This window comes from Sphingopyxis sp., assembly GCF_034380315.1.
GTDB lineage: Bacteria > Pseudomonadota > Alphaproteobacteria > Sphingomonadales > Sphingomonadaceae > Sphingopyxis.
Map to the genome: position 1 here is coordinate 97019 of NZ_JAXMPB010000004.1, position 13421 is coordinate 110439.

Sequence of the window (13421 nt, forward strand, 5' to 3'; positions counted from 1 at the left end):
ATCAAAGGCAATGAACCCAATCAACACCCCTGCCACAACGCCCGGCATCGCCGCGCCCGTAATGAACGCGGTGCAGACGGCTGCCGCGCGTACGGGTATCGACTTCAACTATCTGTTCGATGTCGCGCGGGTCGAGAGCGGATATAATCCGCGTGCGCAAGCGTCGACATCGTCAGCGCGCGGCCTGTTCCAGTTCACCCGCCAGACCTGGCTGGCCACGCTCGAACGTCACGGCGCCAGCCATGGACTGGCCTGGGCATCGGACGCGATTGGCCGCGATGCGTCCGGGCGGCTAAGCGTTACCGACCCCGCGCTGCGCCAGCAGATTTTGGATCTCCGCGACGATCCGGCGGCCTCGTCGACGATGGCCGCCGCGCTGACCGCCGACAATCGCGAATATCTGGAAAGCCGGATCGGCCGCCGCGCCGAACCCGTCGACCTTTATCTCGCCCATTTTCTCGGCAGCGGCGGTGCCGTCAAATTCCTGTCGGCACTTTCCGCCGACCCCGACCAGCCCGGCGCCACGATGATGCCCGAGGCCGCCAGTGCCAACCGCTCCGTCTTTTATGCCCCCGACGGCAGCATGCGCAGCCTTTCGGACATCAGGGAGCGCTTTCGCGTCAAGCTCGAAGAGGGCGGCAAGGCCGAGAATATGAAATTCGCCCTTCCTGCGGGTTGGCAAATGTCCGCCAGCAGCCGGAATGACGCCGCCGGAGGATCCGGCAGTGGTCGCCCACCGCTTCAGATGATGGAAATCAAGCCGATGCCCAAGAAATTGTCGATGGGTTTTGCCGCCGATGCCTATCGGCGGCTCGCCTCGCTGTCGGGAGGCGCCGCATGATGGCCAACGGCTTTGACGTGCGCGGCATCGCGCGCATAGCGGGTGCTTCGGCCTTGCCGCTGGCAATGCTGATTGTCGTCGGCCTGATGGTGGTGCCGGTATCGCCGCTGATCCTGGACATCAGCTTTGTCGGCAACATCATGATCAGCTTGCTGATCCTGATGGTCGCCCTCCAGGCATCGAAGCCACTCGATTTTTCGGCCTTTCCAACCGTCCTCCTGCTCGCCACGCTATTCCGGCTGGCGCTCAATGTCGCTTCGACCCGCGTGGTGCTGGTCAGCGGGCACGAGGGCACCCACGCAGCAGGCCATGTCATCGAGGCCTTTGGCCAGGTGCTGATCGGCGGCGACTATGTTGTCGGCCTGTTCGTCTTTGTCGTGCTGATGATCATCAATCTGGTCGTGATCACCAAGGGCGCGGGCCGCGTGTCCGAAGTGTCGGCACGCTTCACCCTCGACGCCCTGCCCGGCAAGCAGATGGCGATCGACGCCGACCTCAACGCCGGGCTGCTCACCCCCGACGAAGCCAAGGCGCGGCGTCAGGAAGTGGCGACCGAAGCCGATTTCTATGGCTCGATGGACGGTGCCTCCAAGTTCGTGAAGGGCGATGCGATCGCCGGACTGTTGATCCTGTTTGTGAATATCGTCGGTGGACTCATCCTCGGGATGGCAAGCCATGGTCTCAGCTTTTCGGAAGCTGGCGCCACCTATGTAACGCTCGCGATCGGTGACGCGCTCGTCGCCCAAATCCCCGCGCTACTCCTTTCCATCGCTGCGGCCGCCATCGTCACCCGCGTTGCGTCGCCTTTCGACCTGTCGGGCCAGATCGGTAGCCAATTTGCTGCGCCGCATATCTGGTTCGCTGTCGGCGGCATCCTCTTTGTCCTCGGCCTGGTCCCGGCGATGCCCCAGATGCTGATCCTGCCCGCGGCGGCCATCAGCATGGCCGTCGGCTGGCAGATGCGCCGCGCGGAAATGGACGCTCAAGCGCTACCCGAGCCCGAGGCAGAGCCGCACGACCCGCACCATATCGAGTGGTCGGACATCAGCGGCACCAGCGCTTGCCAGCTCGAGATCGGTTATGCACTGGTCGCCATGGTCGACGAACGCAAGGGTGCCCCGCTGATGACGCGGATCACCGGCATTCGTCGCCAGCTGTCCAAGGAACTGGGCTTCGTCATTCCGGCCGTGAAGGTGGCTGACGACCTGTCGCTGCCCGGCAACAGCTATCGCATATCAATCGCCGGGGTCGTGGTCGGAGAGGACGAAGTCTTCCCCCACGAAATGCTGGCGCTCGATTCGGGCGATCTGGTGACGCAGGTTTCGGGACGCCCCTGCAAGGACCCGACCTTCGGCCTCGACGCGCTGTGGATTCCGAAAGCCTCGCAGAATGATGCGATCGCAGCCGGCTATACCGTGGTCGATCCCGCCACGGTGGTAGCGACGCATCTTAACAACAGCATCATCGCTTCAGCGTCGGAACTGTTCGGCATCGACGATGCCCAGGCGCTGATCGACAATCTGAAGAGCCATTATCCGCAGCTCGCCCAGAATCTGAGCCCGCAGGGCTATGCGCTGCCGCGCGTGGCGGCGTTGTGCAAGGCGTTGCTCGTCGAGCGGGTGCCGCTGCGCGACTTTCGCAAGATCGCCGAGGCGATGGTGGCGCTGGTCGGACAGCAGATCGGCGACAATGAACTGATCGAAGCAGTACGCCAGCGCATCGGCGCACTGATCGTGCAAACGATCGTGCCTAGCCGCATGCCGCTGCCCGTCGTCACCTTCAGCCCCGATGTCGAGGTATTGCTCAACCAGGCCGTGCGCGCCAATCCCGGTGCCGAATGGCCGTTCGAACATAGCATGGCGATGAAGATCGTCGAACAGATCGGTCAGGCCGTCGAGCCGCTGCTTTTATCGACGCGCAGCTTCGCGCTCGTTGCTTCCCCCATCTGCCGTTCGGCCTTGTCACGGCTGGTGCGGGCGACTTTCCCGGATGTCGCCGTCATCTCCTACCTCGAAATTCCAGCAAACAAGCAGACCGAAATTGTCGCGACGATCGGCGCCGAGGTGCCGCGGCTCGCGCATGGGGCCGACGCCCATATGGAGGACCAACCGCATGAGAATTGAGCCCGCCGAGCAGTTCGCCGGAGCTAGCCGCATGCCGCGCCTGCATGGTTATGCCGACAGCGTCGACATGCTGGTCGAGGAACATGCGCCGCTGGTTCGCAAGATAGCCTGGCAGGTCTTTTCCCGCGTGTCGCGAACCGGCGATCTCGACGATCTGATCCAGACCGGACTGATCGCGCTGATCGAGGCAAGCCGCCATTATGAGGAGCGCGGCTTTGCCTTTGCCACCTATGCAACAACCCGGATTCGCGGCGCCATGATCGATCATCTCCGCCGGGAAGCAGACGTCGGGCGTTCGGCCATGATCGCAAAGAAACGTATCGACCAGACGCGGCGAGGCCTGGAACAGTCTTTGATGCGGACGCCAACCGGCGCAGAGATGGCCGAGGCGCTTTCCATGTCCGCAGAGGAGTATTTCGCACTCGAACGCAGCGCGACGCATGGCCGGTCGACCTCGCTCGACGAGCTGATCGACAGCGGGACCTTTTTGATGATGGATGAGGCCGACGATGCCGGCGAAGCCATGGAGCGCGAAGGGCTGCAGGATGCACTGCGTATCTGTATCGGCCGCTTGTCGGAACGCGAACAGATGGTCCTACAACTCTATTTCTTCGAAGAATTGAACCTTCAGGAAATCGGCCTGACGCTGGATGTCAGCGCGGCCCGCGTCTGCCAGATCAAGCGCGATGCGATGGCGAAGATCGATCGGATGATACGGGAAATGACGGAGGTCGAGTAGCGGTGCTGCCCGGACCGTCGATCCGCTGCCTCCATATTTAGGCGACGAAAAGCGCGCTTTTCTCGCGTTCGGAACCGATACGCTCGAAATAGCTGGCCATACGCTCGGCCCCATATTCGGTCAGGCTGACGATCGACCGACGACGGTCGCGCACGTCGATCGCCCGCTTGGCAAGCCCCAGTTCCTCGAGCGACGCGATCATCCGCAGCCCCGACGACAAAGGCACCCCGGCACCGGTGGCCAGATCGCTCGCGCTCAGTTCGCGGCCGTTGGAACCGGCAAGCGTCAGGTCGAGCATCATGTCCCAGATCGGACCCGTCAGAAGCGCCCCACCAAAGTGCATTCGGCGCACACGGCGCATCCGGATGCTGAACGCCAGCTGATCCATCATCACCGCATCACGTTCGGGAACCGGGGCAACCACGGTCTTTCCGGGCGAGGCATCGCCCTCACGGCTGGCCAGTAACTCGTGGATCTGGTCGATCCGCGATTTCAACTCTGCCATTTCTTGGTTCGAAAACTGCTGCATTTTGTGACCCCTCGGACGCCGCTTGCGCTACGCCTCAAGTTCCCGGCCGCGACGGCTTGAACCGGCGGCGTAAAGAATGACGAAAAGAATGGGATAAGAGATGTACATCGACAAAAGCGCGTAGGGGCGCGCCAGTATCTCCGAAAACATCAGCTTCTGGACGTGGCCGAAAATTGCGATCAGTTGCCATCCGGTAATCCAGTACGGCCAGAACCGATGAGTTTTCAAAGCGATAAACCAGAAACTCAGCAGGGCGATCGCGTCGATGACAAAAATGTTGATCTCGACACGCGTCCAGTCAGGCGCCGGGGCGACCGCCGTGGTGAGGAGCGAGGCGAACAGGGCGGTGTAGGCCGCCCACCGTTCCAGGGCGCCGCCGCGAGCCATCGCGACGGCTACCGTAATCAACAGAACGGCATAATAGATTGCCACGGTCCACATTTGGGTCGTCGCCCCTGCCCGCTATTACGATGCCTTGGCGAACGGGACGCTGGCCGTCCCATGGTCATTGCTGCCTTCATCGGCCAGCGCGGCAGCTGGCGGCTTAACCCCGGCGCCAAACATGCGCGCGCCGAGACCGACCTGCTTTTGCGTCGCCGTCAGAGCAAGATGTGCATCGGTCAGTAATTGGCGCACGTCACCGGCGGCGGCCAGCGCATGGGCCACCTTGGCCATCGCGTCCTGGCCGACAATCGCCGACATGTTCGTGTCGCGGCGCGCCATCGGTAGCGTCGCCGCCAGCCGGGCGATGCGGATCATGGTTTCGTCAATCGCATCTTCGGCGTCGTGCAGTTCGGTGGCGATCTTCTTCGCCGCGGAAACTCGTTCGTTCAGCATTGCCATATCCCTCGATTAGAGAATGCAAGCGGCCCCCCCGCAGCATTCGGCTCGGACATCAGGTCAGCACGCGACCGAGACCGACAAGGATCGAGTAGAGGGCAGAAAAAGCCAATATGGTCGCAAAGGCGATCAGAATTGGCCAGATTATCCTTTCCATCAATCCGTGCCGGTTGGCCGGCTGGGACGCGGTAGGAAATGGCGAACCTATATCGAAAATCCGCCGCAACGAACTGCGCCCCGGATCGGCATCGTCCGGAGAGCCCTCGTCGCCTAGGGCAGATGGTTGATATGTCAAAGACTGATAGGGAGTAACATTTTCAAAGACACCGTTAACCGCAAGAATTCGCGCAGCATCCACCCTATTGGAAACATTGAGTTTTTTAAGGGCGCGTCGGACCCGCTCATCGACTGTATGAGGTGATACATCCATGATACGCGCAATTTGCTTGGAATTTTTGTGCTCGAAAACATGCCGCAGCGTTTCAATTTGCGCGGCAGAAAGGAGACTGAGGTAATTGTCTGGGTCGCCTTGCACAGCCATTCGCATAGAGCATCGGGGCTCGAAATCAAGTTGATGAGAGAGGTTAATCGAAGGTGTCACACGGTAACATGAATCGTTAACACCATAGAAAATGGCAGCTTTTGCGAGGCGCGACGGTTAAGAAAGCCGACAAACCGGCGGTAAATTTGTCATTTTCATCAATGTCAAGTTCTTACCTGGCCGCGCCCTTCTTCCGAAAGAATCACCCTCATCCGGTCTGCCATCGTCGAATCCCGCTATGTCATCGCCGCCGATATGTCGCAGAGACGCCGCCGCGCATCGTCCGGCACCATCCAGGCCGGATCGATCAATAACCCGACACGTCGGACAAAGTCATAACCCACAACGCGAACGGGCACCGTCCCCTCGATGGCGAGCGACGAAGGTGCGGTCGTGATCCCCATACCCGCTGCGACCATCCGTACGCATCGATCGTCGCTGTCGCTGCGCAGCGCAAAGCGCGGTCGCACCCCACGCTGCGAAAAGAAACGACTGGTCGTGTCGAGCAGCTCGCACGACCGGCGGGCGATCATGATCTCCGCCGCCAGCTCTTCGGGCTCCACTTCGCCCTTTCTGGCCAGATGATGCCCGGCCCCAACCAGCATCACATAGGGTTCGCTGATCAAAGGCACCACATGCGCCCCCGCCTCGTCGGGCCGCAGCAACGTCAACGCCGCGTGCACACGGCCGCTGCCAAGGGCGGCGCGTAATTCGGAATCGCTCCCCTCGACCAGCTCAACCCCATAATTCGGCGTCAGTGCAGCGACCAACGACTGCAGGAAAACACCCGACACCGAACGAATCGCGCCGAGCTTCAGGCTGGGCCAGTCGTCATTGCCGACCCGGCCGAAGCCATCGGCTAGGCGAAATCCGCGCTCAAGCTCGCGCGCGATGGGAAGAAAGCGTCCACCAGCCTCGGTCAGCCGCACCTGGCGGCGGCTACGAATGAACAGGGCGCCACCCACCAGCCGTTCGAGCTCGGCAATGCCAGTGGACAAGGTCGGCTGAGTGACACGCACCCGCATGGCGGCCTGGGTAAAGCTCCCAGCATCGACCACGGCAAGAAACTGACGAATGTGCGAGCGCTTTATCATTGAAAAAACCTATATGAAGAGGTGCGGCATTTCAATTTTGATCGGCTCTTCGAATCTGGCACACAGGGCACCATCCTTTCCATCCACGTCAGAAACAGGTGTTCGATGCGCGCAACCCCCGACTTCGACTTTGCGCTCGGCGAGACCGCCGACATGATCCGCGAAACCACCGCCCGCTTTGCCGACGAGCAGATCGCCCCGCTCGCTGCGCGCGCCGACGCCGAGGACTGGTTCCCCCGCGACGAGCTATGGGCGCAGATGGGCGCGCTGGGCCTTCACGGCATTACCGTCGAGGAAGAGTGGGGTGGCCTCGGCCTCGGCTATCTCGAGCATGTCATCGCGGTCGAGGAAGTCAGCCGAGCGAGCGGCGCGATCGGCCTGTCCTATGGCGCCCATTCGAATCTTTGCGTCAACCAGATTCGCCGCTGGGGCAATGCCGATCAGAAGGCCAAATATCTGCCCAAGCTGATCAGCGGCGAGCATGTCGGCAGCCTGGCGATGTCCGAAGCCGGGGCGGGCAGCGACGTCGTGTCGATGAAGCTGAAGGCCGAGCGGGTGCAGGGCGGCTATGTCCTTAATGGCACGAAGTTCTGGATCACCAACGCGACCTGCGCCGACACCCTGGTGGTTTATGCCAAGACCGCGCCCGAAGCAGGGTCGCGCGGCATCACCGCCTTCCTGATCGAAAAGGACATGCCGGGCTTTGCGATCGGGCAAAAGATCGACAAGGTCGGGATGCGCGGTTCGCCCACCGCCGAGCTGGTTTTCACCGATTGCGAAATCAGCGACGCACAGGTCATGGGCCCCGAAAATGGCGGCGTCGGGGTGCTGATGTCGGGGCTCGACTATGAGCGCGTCGTGCTGGCCGGGCTCCAGCTGGGCATCATGCAGGCATGCCTCGACACGGTCATTCCCTATGTCCGCGAACGCAAGCAGTTCGGCAAGCCGATCGGGTCGTTCCAGCTGATGCAGGCGAAGGTCGCCGACATGTATGTCATGCTCCAGTCGGCGCGATCCTATGTATATAATGTCGCCAAGGCGTGCGACGCTGGTCAGACGACGCGCTTCGACGCGGCGGGGGCGATCCTGCTCGCGAGCGAAAGCGCTGTAAAGGTCGCAGGCGAGGCAATCCAGGCACTGGGCGGCGCGGGCTATACCAAGGACTGGCCGGTCGAACGCTATTGGCGCGACGCCAAGCTGCTCGACATCGGCGCGGGCACCAACGAGATTCGTCGGATGCTGATCGGCCGCGAGTTGATCGGAGCGGGCGCGTGAGCGCGCCCGTCCTGCCGACCCAGTATAATCCGGACGATCCGCAGACACGGTCCCGTGCCGCGCACAATCGCGCACTCGCCGAAGAATTGCGCGCACGTGTCGGCCAGGCGGCGCTGGGAGGCAATGAGAAGTCGCGCGAGCGGCACACGGCGCGCGGCAAGCTGCTGCCGCGTGAGCGGGTCGAACGGCTGCTTGATCCCGGATCACCCTTTCTCGAAATTGGGCAATTGGCCGCGTGTGACATGTATGGCGGAGAAATCCCCGGTGCCGGGATGATCGCGGGCATTGGCCGCGTGTCGGGCCGTGACACGATGATCGTGTGCAACGATGCGACGGTCAAGGGCGGCACCTATTATCCGATGACGGTGAAAAAGCATCTGCGCGCACAGGAGATCGCCGAGGCGAACCGTCTGCCCTGCATCTATCTCGTCGACTCGGGCGGCGCGAACCTGCCGCATCAGGCCGAGGTTTTTCCCGACCGCGACCATTTCGGGCGCATCTTCTTCAATCAGGCGAATATGTCGGCGAAACGCATCCCGCAGATCGCCTGTGTGATGGGCAGTTGCACCGCAGGCGGCGCCTATGTCCCGGCGATGAGCGACGAGACGGTGATCGTGCGGGAGCAGGGCACGATCTTTCTCGCCGGACCGCCGCTGGTCAAAGCGGCAACGGGCGAAGAGATCAGCGCCGAAGATCTGGGCGGCGGCGACTTGCACGCAAGGAAATCGGGGGTGGTCGACCATCTCGCCGATAATGACGAACATGCACTGACGATCGTACGCGACATTGTGAGCCACCTTGGCGCGGACGATGGCTTCAAGGTTGACGTTCGTACACCGCGACCGCCCAAATATGACGCAGCAGATCTTTACGGCATTATCCCCGACGATGTCCGCGCGCCCTATGACGTGCATGAAGTGATCGCGCGGATCGTCGACGGCAGCGAGTTTCACGAATTCAAGGCGCAATACGGCAGCACGCTCGTCTGCGGCTTCGCGCACATCTGGGGTATCCCGGTGGCCATCCTCGCCAACAATGGCGTGTTGTTCAGCGAAAGCGCCCAGAAAGGCGCACATTTCATCGAACTGGCGCAGCAGCGGCGTGTCCCCCTGCTCTTCCTTCAGAACATCAGCGGCTTCATGGTCGGCGGCAAATATGAAGCCGAAGGCATCGCCAAGCATGGCGCCAAGCTGGTAACGGCGGTTGCCACGGCAACGGTGCCGAAGATCACCGTATTGATCGGCGGCAGTTTTGGCGCAGGAAACTACGGCATGTGTGGACGCGCCTATAGCCCACGCTTCCTTTTTACCTGGCCCAATGCGCGGATCAGCGTGATGGGCGGCGAACAGGCCGCGAGCGTGCTCGCGACCGTCCACCGCGACGCCGACAAATGGACGCCCGAAGAGGCAGAATCCTTCAAGGCGCCGATCCGCCAGAAATATGAGGATGAAGGCAATCCCTATCACGCGACCGCTCGGCTGTGGGACGATGGCATCATCGACCCCGCGCAGACGCGCGACGTGCTGGGGCTGGCCTTTTCCGCAACGCTGAACGCCCCTGTCGAGGACCGCGGCTTCGGCGTATTCCGGATGTGAGGAGCGGTGCATGACGTTCCTCTGGATTGCCGCTGCACTAGGGCTCACGACCTTCGTCGTGCATACATTCGTGGGTTCGCGCTATGCCGTCCCGGCGCTGATCGCGGCGGAAGCAACGCTTCCCAAAGCAACGATCTGGCTCAACTATTTGTGCTGGCACATTGTTTCGGGGCTGTTACTCATTCTCGCGCTCGCCCTGGCGACCGTCGCGACCGGGCGAATTCATATCGATGCGGCCATCCCGATCGCGGCGGTGTTCTGCTGGATATCGGTGTGGAGCGTTTTGACGACGTTCAAGGCACATATCCCTGCCTATCGCTTTCCGGCGAGTTGGCTGGGTGGAGCGACAGCGCTGTTCATCTTGTTGGGGCTGGTGCGATGATGTCATCGCACCACCGCACTCACCTTCAAGACATATCCGAGCACGGCCGCGCGGCCGGTTTGTAATTTACACGGAGCCAACACCCCATGCCGATCCTGTTGTCTATACTGTTATCGGTCGCAGCACCTGTGGCTACCGCCCAAGCCGACGTCACCATTCCGCGCACCGATGCCGCCGAAACCTCCGTCGCCCATGCCGATCGAACGCCAAAGCCCGCCGACCAGGCCCGTTGCACACCCTATCCACAATTTCAGTTCGATGCCAAAATGCAACAGGCGCCCTGGTTCGGCGCCTTCATCAAGGCTGACGGATTTCGAAAAGTCGTGGCGAGTTTCAAGCAAGCGTATGAGAACGCCTGTGCATCGGGGCACTTTGTGTCGGGGAACGACTTGGCCGACGCGCCGTCCATCATCCTGCGCAACGCCAGCGATTCCAACGCCCTTGGTCTTTATCCAGCAGAGTTCGATGACGCTCCGCCACAGCCCCTGATTTTCCTTGAGTATCATTATCATCGGAACGGAGCGATCCACACCCCCAGTGATGCTGAGATGGAAGAGGCCATTTACTGCTATGCCGTAGGGGCGACCGATGATGAACGCGCCAGCACCGGGCGATGCATGCCTGATTGACCTTCGCCCCTGAAATCCAAATGATACGCTCGGTCTTTTCTGCCGGCGACGGCCGCCTACCGAAAGATTGCTCAATGACCGATCGCAAGCATAACGACATCCGCTTCGTCGGAGATTTCGACCGCCTGCTTCACGCACGCCATATCCACCATGGCTTTCCAGAGGCCCAATCATGATCAAATCCCTCCTCATTGCCAATCGCGGCGAAATCGCCTGTCGTATCATCCGCACCGCGCGCGAGATGGGTATTCGCACCATTGCCGTCTATTCGGACGCCGACGCAAAGGCGCTGCATGTGCGCGAGGCCGACGAGGCCGTGCATATCGGGCCGTCGCCGGCGCGGGAAAGCTATCTGGTCGGCGAGAAGATCATCACCGCGGCGAAGGCGACGGGGGCCGGGGCGATCCATCCAGGCTATGGCTTCCTCTCCGAAAATGCCGAGTTCGCGCAGGCGGTCGCCGATGCCGGGCTCGTCTGGGTCGGGCCCAAGCCGTCGTCGATTACCGCGATGGGGCTGAAGGACGCGGCGAAAAAGCTGATGGCCGACGCCGGAGTACCGGTGACGCCGGGGTATATGGGCGAGAATCAGGACCCTACCTTCCTCGCCGAACGAGCCGACGAGATCGGTTATCCCGTACTGATCAAGGCGGTCGCGGGCGGCGGCGGCAAAGGGATGCGCAAGGTGGATAACCCGGCCGATTTCATCGACGCGCTCGCCTCGTGCCAGCGCGAGGCGGCGGCGTCGTTCGGCAACGACCATGTACTGATCGAGAAATATATTCTGACCCCGCGCCATATTGAGGTGCAGATATTCGGCGACACTCAAGGCAATGTCGTTCACCTGTTCGAGCGCGACTGTTCGCTGCAGCGCCGCCACCAGAAAGTGATCGAAGAGGCCCCCGCCCCCGGCATGGATGAAGCAACGCGCGACGAGCTGTGCGCCGCCGCTGTCCGCGCGGCAAAGGCGGTCGATTATGTCGGCGCGGGCACGATCGAGTTTATCGCCGACGCGAGCGAAGGGCTGCGCGCCGACCGCATTTGGTTCATGGAAATGAACACACGACTGCAGGTCGAGCATCCGGTGACCGAAGAAATCACCGGCGTCGACCTGGTCGAATGGCAGCTCCGCGTTGCGGCTGGTGAACCGATCCCTCTGACGCAGGATCAACTCGCCATCAACGGCTGGGCGATGGAAGCTCGGCTCTATGCCGAGGATCCCGCCAAGGGTTTCCTTCCTTCGATCGGCACGCTCGAGCTCTTCCAGCTTCCCGAGCATCTCGGCCGCATCGATACCGGCGTCTATGAAGGCGCCGAAGTGTCGCCATTCTATGATCCCATGATCGCGAAGGTTATCGCTTATGGCGACGACCGGGACGAAGCGCGCGAAATGCTGTCGGAAATGCTGGAGGACACAGCCATCTGGCCGGTCAAGACCAACTCGGCCTTTCTGATCGCTGCGCTTGATCATCCCGATTTCGTCGCGGGCACCGTCGACACCGGCCTGATCGGCCGCGACGGCGACAGCATGGCCGCCGAACCGCTGCCGACGAGCCAGGCCCTGACCAATGCCGCGATGGCAATGGTGCCGCGCGCCTTGCAATCAGGCTTCCGTCTGAACGCACCCGATGTGCGCACCGCTCCATTCCTGCTCGACGGCAAGCGCATCGATGTGACGCTGCACGGCCCGGGGGCCGAGGACCCGGCGCCCGCGATGCTCGTCGCAGAGGGGGGCGCGGTCTGGCAGCTAACGCCCTGGCGAGCGGCGGGCGGCACAGGGGCGCGCGCAAGCGACGGCGCAATCCTGTCGCCGATGCCCGGCAAGATCATCGCAGTCGATGTCGCTGCGGGCGACAAGGTGACCAAGGGGCAAAAGCTGCTGACCCTCGAAGCAATGAAAATGGAGCACAGCTTGACCGCGCCCTTCGACGGCACAGTGGCCGAGCTCAACGCCGCAACGGGCACGCAGGTGCAGGTCGAAGCCCTGCTGGTGAGGATCGAGGCCGCGGATTAGTTGGCCGGGGGCGGAGCAGTCAGCAGCAATCCTTCATACTCGGTCCGCGCCGCGGCAAGATCGGCGGAATAATCCGCATTGTCATGCAACTTCATGACGACTGCGGCGACAACAGCGCGGGCGGCCTCGGTGTCGGACGGAAAATGATATCCGCAGATAACGCGGCTGAGGGCGTAATCGCGTCCACGCTCGAGGATCAGGGGCGCGCGATCGGGAGCGATATCGGCCAACACGAGTGCCGTCGCCCAACCATAGGCGGTATGACCTGAAGGATAGGAGGAACCGCCACGCGCTTCCTTGTCTGGGGTGGGAATCGGTTTTCCGCCACACCGACGGGAAAGCTGATAGCGCTGATAGGGGCGCGGGCGCTGAAACGCCTCTTTCGCGCGAAACACGGGATCGGAAACATCACGCATCACCCGGTTGAGCAAGCGGACAAGGTGCGGGCTCGTCTGCCGATCGATCGGCCGCCCGAAAGCCTCCGCGAAACGCGGATAGACCATTTCATGATCGCGTTCGGCCGTCTGCCAGCGCTCATCGGCTATCGCGGGTATCTCGGCCTGAAATCTGCGTGAAGCCAGCATGTCGAGACGATCGAGAAGCGTGTCGGGCGCAGGCGGCGGACCGATGAATAGCCGGTGATCGATACGCCCCTTGGTCAGATAACCTACCGGCTTCGCTTCGCCTTCGGGTCGTTTCACTCCCTCGAGCGATTGGGCCAGCGCGACGGTTGGATCGGAGGATGCGCCATAAAGTAGCATCAAAGCCGCAAGGAAATGGCGCATCACAAGCTCCCGATCACGTCGGAAAGGCGCCTCCGCC

14 protein-coding genes are annotated in these 13421 nt (G+C 62.0%); 8 read left to right on the forward strand and 6 right to left on the reverse strand.

Annotation, left to right across the window (positions count from 1 at the left end; genetic code table 11):
- Positions 1-10 precede the first annotated feature (10 nt).
- From U0S50_RS08615 to U0S50_RS08625, 3 genes are read left to right on the forward strand one after another with little or no spacing between them, the layout of a single operon-like run.
- Positions 11-841, forward strand: coding sequence for a transglycosylase SLT domain-containing protein (locus U0S50_RS08615; RefSeq protein ID WP_322308371.1), 831 nt, complete (start codon positions 11-13; stop codon positions 839-841).
- The gene (gene flhA / locus U0S50_RS08620) at positions 841-2964 is read left to right on the forward strand and encodes a flagellar biosynthesis protein FlhA (protein ID WP_322308712.1); all 2124 of its coding nucleotides are present in this window, start codon (positions 841-843) and stop codon (positions 2962-2964) included. The genes U0S50_RS08615 and flhA overlap by 1 nt, the downstream gene beginning before the upstream one ends.
- Positions 2954-3703 carry a FliA/WhiG family RNA polymerase sigma factor gene (locus tag U0S50_RS08625; protein ID WP_322308372.1) on the forward strand — a complete coding sequence of 250 codons (750 nt, stop codon included), beginning with the start codon at positions 2954-2956 and terminating at the stop codon, positions 3701-3703. Before flhA ends, U0S50_RS08625 begins: the two co-directional genes overlap by 11 nt.
- A 37-nt stretch (positions 3704-3740) precedes the next feature.
- On the opposite strand, the gene U0S50_RS08630 is transcribed toward U0S50_RS08625, so the two are convergent.
- The 5 genes from U0S50_RS08630 to U0S50_RS08650 form a co-directional block, all read right to left on the reverse strand.
- Entirely contained in the window at positions 3741-4232 is a 492-nt protein-coding gene (locus U0S50_RS08630; RefSeq protein ID WP_322308373.1) for a MarR family winged helix-turn-helix transcriptional regulator, read from the reverse strand.
- Between the two features lie 27 nt (positions 4233-4259).
- A complete protein-coding gene (locus U0S50_RS08635; protein ID WP_322308374.1) occupies positions 4260-4673 on the reverse strand; it encodes a hypothetical protein in 414 nt (137 codons plus the stop codon).
- Positions 4674-4697: 24 nt separating this feature from the next.
- On the reverse strand, positions 4698-5069 hold the full coding sequence (locus U0S50_RS08640; protein WP_322308375.1) for a hypothetical protein: 372 nt from the start codon (positions 5067-5069) through the stop codon (positions 4698-4700).
- Positions 5070-5127: 58 nt separating this feature from the next.
- On the reverse strand, positions 5128-5613 hold the full coding sequence (locus tag U0S50_RS08645; RefSeq protein WP_322308376.1) for a helix-turn-helix transcriptional regulator: 486 nt from the start codon (positions 5611-5613) through the stop codon (positions 5128-5130).
- A gap of 236 nt (positions 5614-5849) precedes the next feature.
- Positions 5850-6707, reverse strand: coding sequence for a LysR family transcriptional regulator (locus U0S50_RS08650; protein ID WP_322308377.1), 858 nt, complete (start codon positions 6705-6707; stop codon positions 5850-5852).
- 105 nt (positions 6708-6812) lie between these two features.
- On the opposite strand from U0S50_RS08650, the gene U0S50_RS08655 reads away from it, so the two are divergent.
- From U0S50_RS08655 to U0S50_RS08675, 5 genes are all read left to right on the forward strand, one after another.
- Positions 6813-7982 carry an isovaleryl-CoA dehydrogenase gene (locus U0S50_RS08655; RefSeq protein ID WP_322308378.1) on the forward strand — a complete coding sequence of 390 codons (1170 nt, stop codon included), beginning with the start codon at positions 6813-6815 and terminating at the stop codon, positions 7980-7982.
- Positions 7979-9577, forward strand: coding sequence for a carboxyl transferase domain-containing protein (locus tag U0S50_RS08660; RefSeq protein ID WP_322308379.1), 1599 nt, complete (start codon positions 7979-7981; stop codon positions 9575-9577). Before U0S50_RS08655 ends, U0S50_RS08660 begins: the two co-directional genes overlap by 4 nt.
- 10 nt (positions 9578-9587) lie before the next feature.
- A complete protein-coding gene (locus U0S50_RS08665; protein ID WP_322308380.1) occupies positions 9588-9959 on the forward strand; it encodes a hypothetical protein in 372 nt (123 codons plus the stop codon).
- Positions 9960-10045: 86 nt separating this feature from the next.
- Positions 10046-10588 (forward strand): hypothetical protein, encoded by a 543-nt coding sequence (locus tag U0S50_RS08670; protein ID WP_322308381.1) that lies wholly within the window; start codon positions 10046-10048, stop codon positions 10586-10588.
- Positions 10589-10760: 172 nt separating this feature from the next.
- Positions 10761-12599 carry an acetyl/propionyl/methylcrotonyl-CoA carboxylase subunit alpha gene (locus U0S50_RS08675; RefSeq protein ID WP_322308382.1) on the forward strand — a complete coding sequence of 613 codons (1839 nt, stop codon included), beginning with the start codon at positions 10761-10763 and terminating at the stop codon, positions 12597-12599.
- Here the strand turns inward: U0S50_RS08675 and U0S50_RS08680 are convergent.
- Positions 12596-13384, reverse strand: a complete 789-nt coding sequence (locus U0S50_RS08680; protein WP_322308383.1) for a phosphatase PAP2 family protein — start codon at positions 13382-13384, stop codon at positions 12596-12598. The genes U0S50_RS08675 and U0S50_RS08680 overlap by 4 nt on opposite strands.
- Positions 13385-13421: the final 37 nt, after the last annotated feature.

What these genes read in the sequence shown, in the direction of transcription:
- U0S50_RS08615 (WP_322308371.1), top strand. Translation starts at nt 11, where the DNA reads ATGAACCCAATCAACACCCCTGCCACAACGCCCGGCATCGCCGCGCCC.
- flhA (WP_322308712.1), top strand. Translation starts at nt 841, where the DNA reads ATGGCCAACGGCTTTGACGTGCGCGGCATCGCGCGCATAGCGGGTGCT.
- U0S50_RS08625 (WP_322308372.1), top strand. Translation starts at nt 2,954, where the DNA reads ATGAGAATTGAGCCCGCCGAGCAGTTCGCCGGAGCTAGCCGCATGCCG.
- U0S50_RS08630 (WP_322308373.1), bottom strand. Translation starts at nt 4,232, where the DNA reads ATGCAGCAGTTTTCGAACCAAGAAATGGCAGAGTTGAAATCGCGGATC.
- U0S50_RS08635 (WP_322308374.1), bottom strand. Translation starts at nt 4,673, where the DNA reads ATGTGGACCGTGGCAATCTATTATGCCGTTCTGTTGATTACGGTAGCC.
- U0S50_RS08640 (WP_322308375.1), bottom strand. Translation starts at nt 5,069, where the DNA reads ATGCTGAACGAACGAGTTTCCGCGGCGAAGAAGATCGCCACCGAACTG.
- U0S50_RS08645 (WP_322308376.1), bottom strand. Translation starts at nt 5,613, where the DNA reads ATGGCTGTGCAAGGCGACCCAGACAATTACCTCAGTCTCCTTTCTGCC.
- U0S50_RS08650 (WP_322308377.1), bottom strand. Translation starts at nt 6,707, where the DNA reads ATGATAAAGCGCTCGCACATTCGTCAGTTTCTTGCCGTGGTCGATGCT.
- U0S50_RS08655 (WP_322308378.1), top strand. Translation starts at nt 6,813, where the DNA reads ATGCGCGCAACCCCCGACTTCGACTTTGCGCTCGGCGAGACCGCCGAC.
- U0S50_RS08665 (WP_322308380.1), top strand. Translation starts at nt 9,588, where the DNA reads ATGACGTTCCTCTGGATTGCCGCTGCACTAGGGCTCACGACCTTCGTC.
- U0S50_RS08670 (WP_322308381.1), top strand. Translation starts at nt 10,046, where the DNA reads ATGCCGATCCTGTTGTCTATACTGTTATCGGTCGCAGCACCTGTGGCT.
- U0S50_RS08675 (WP_322308382.1), top strand. Translation starts at nt 10,761, where the DNA reads ATGATCAAATCCCTCCTCATTGCCAATCGCGGCGAAATCGCCTGTCGT.
- U0S50_RS08680 (WP_322308383.1), bottom strand. Translation starts at nt 13,384, where the DNA reads ATGCGCCATTTCCTTGCGGCTTTGATGCTACTTTATGGCGCATCCTCC.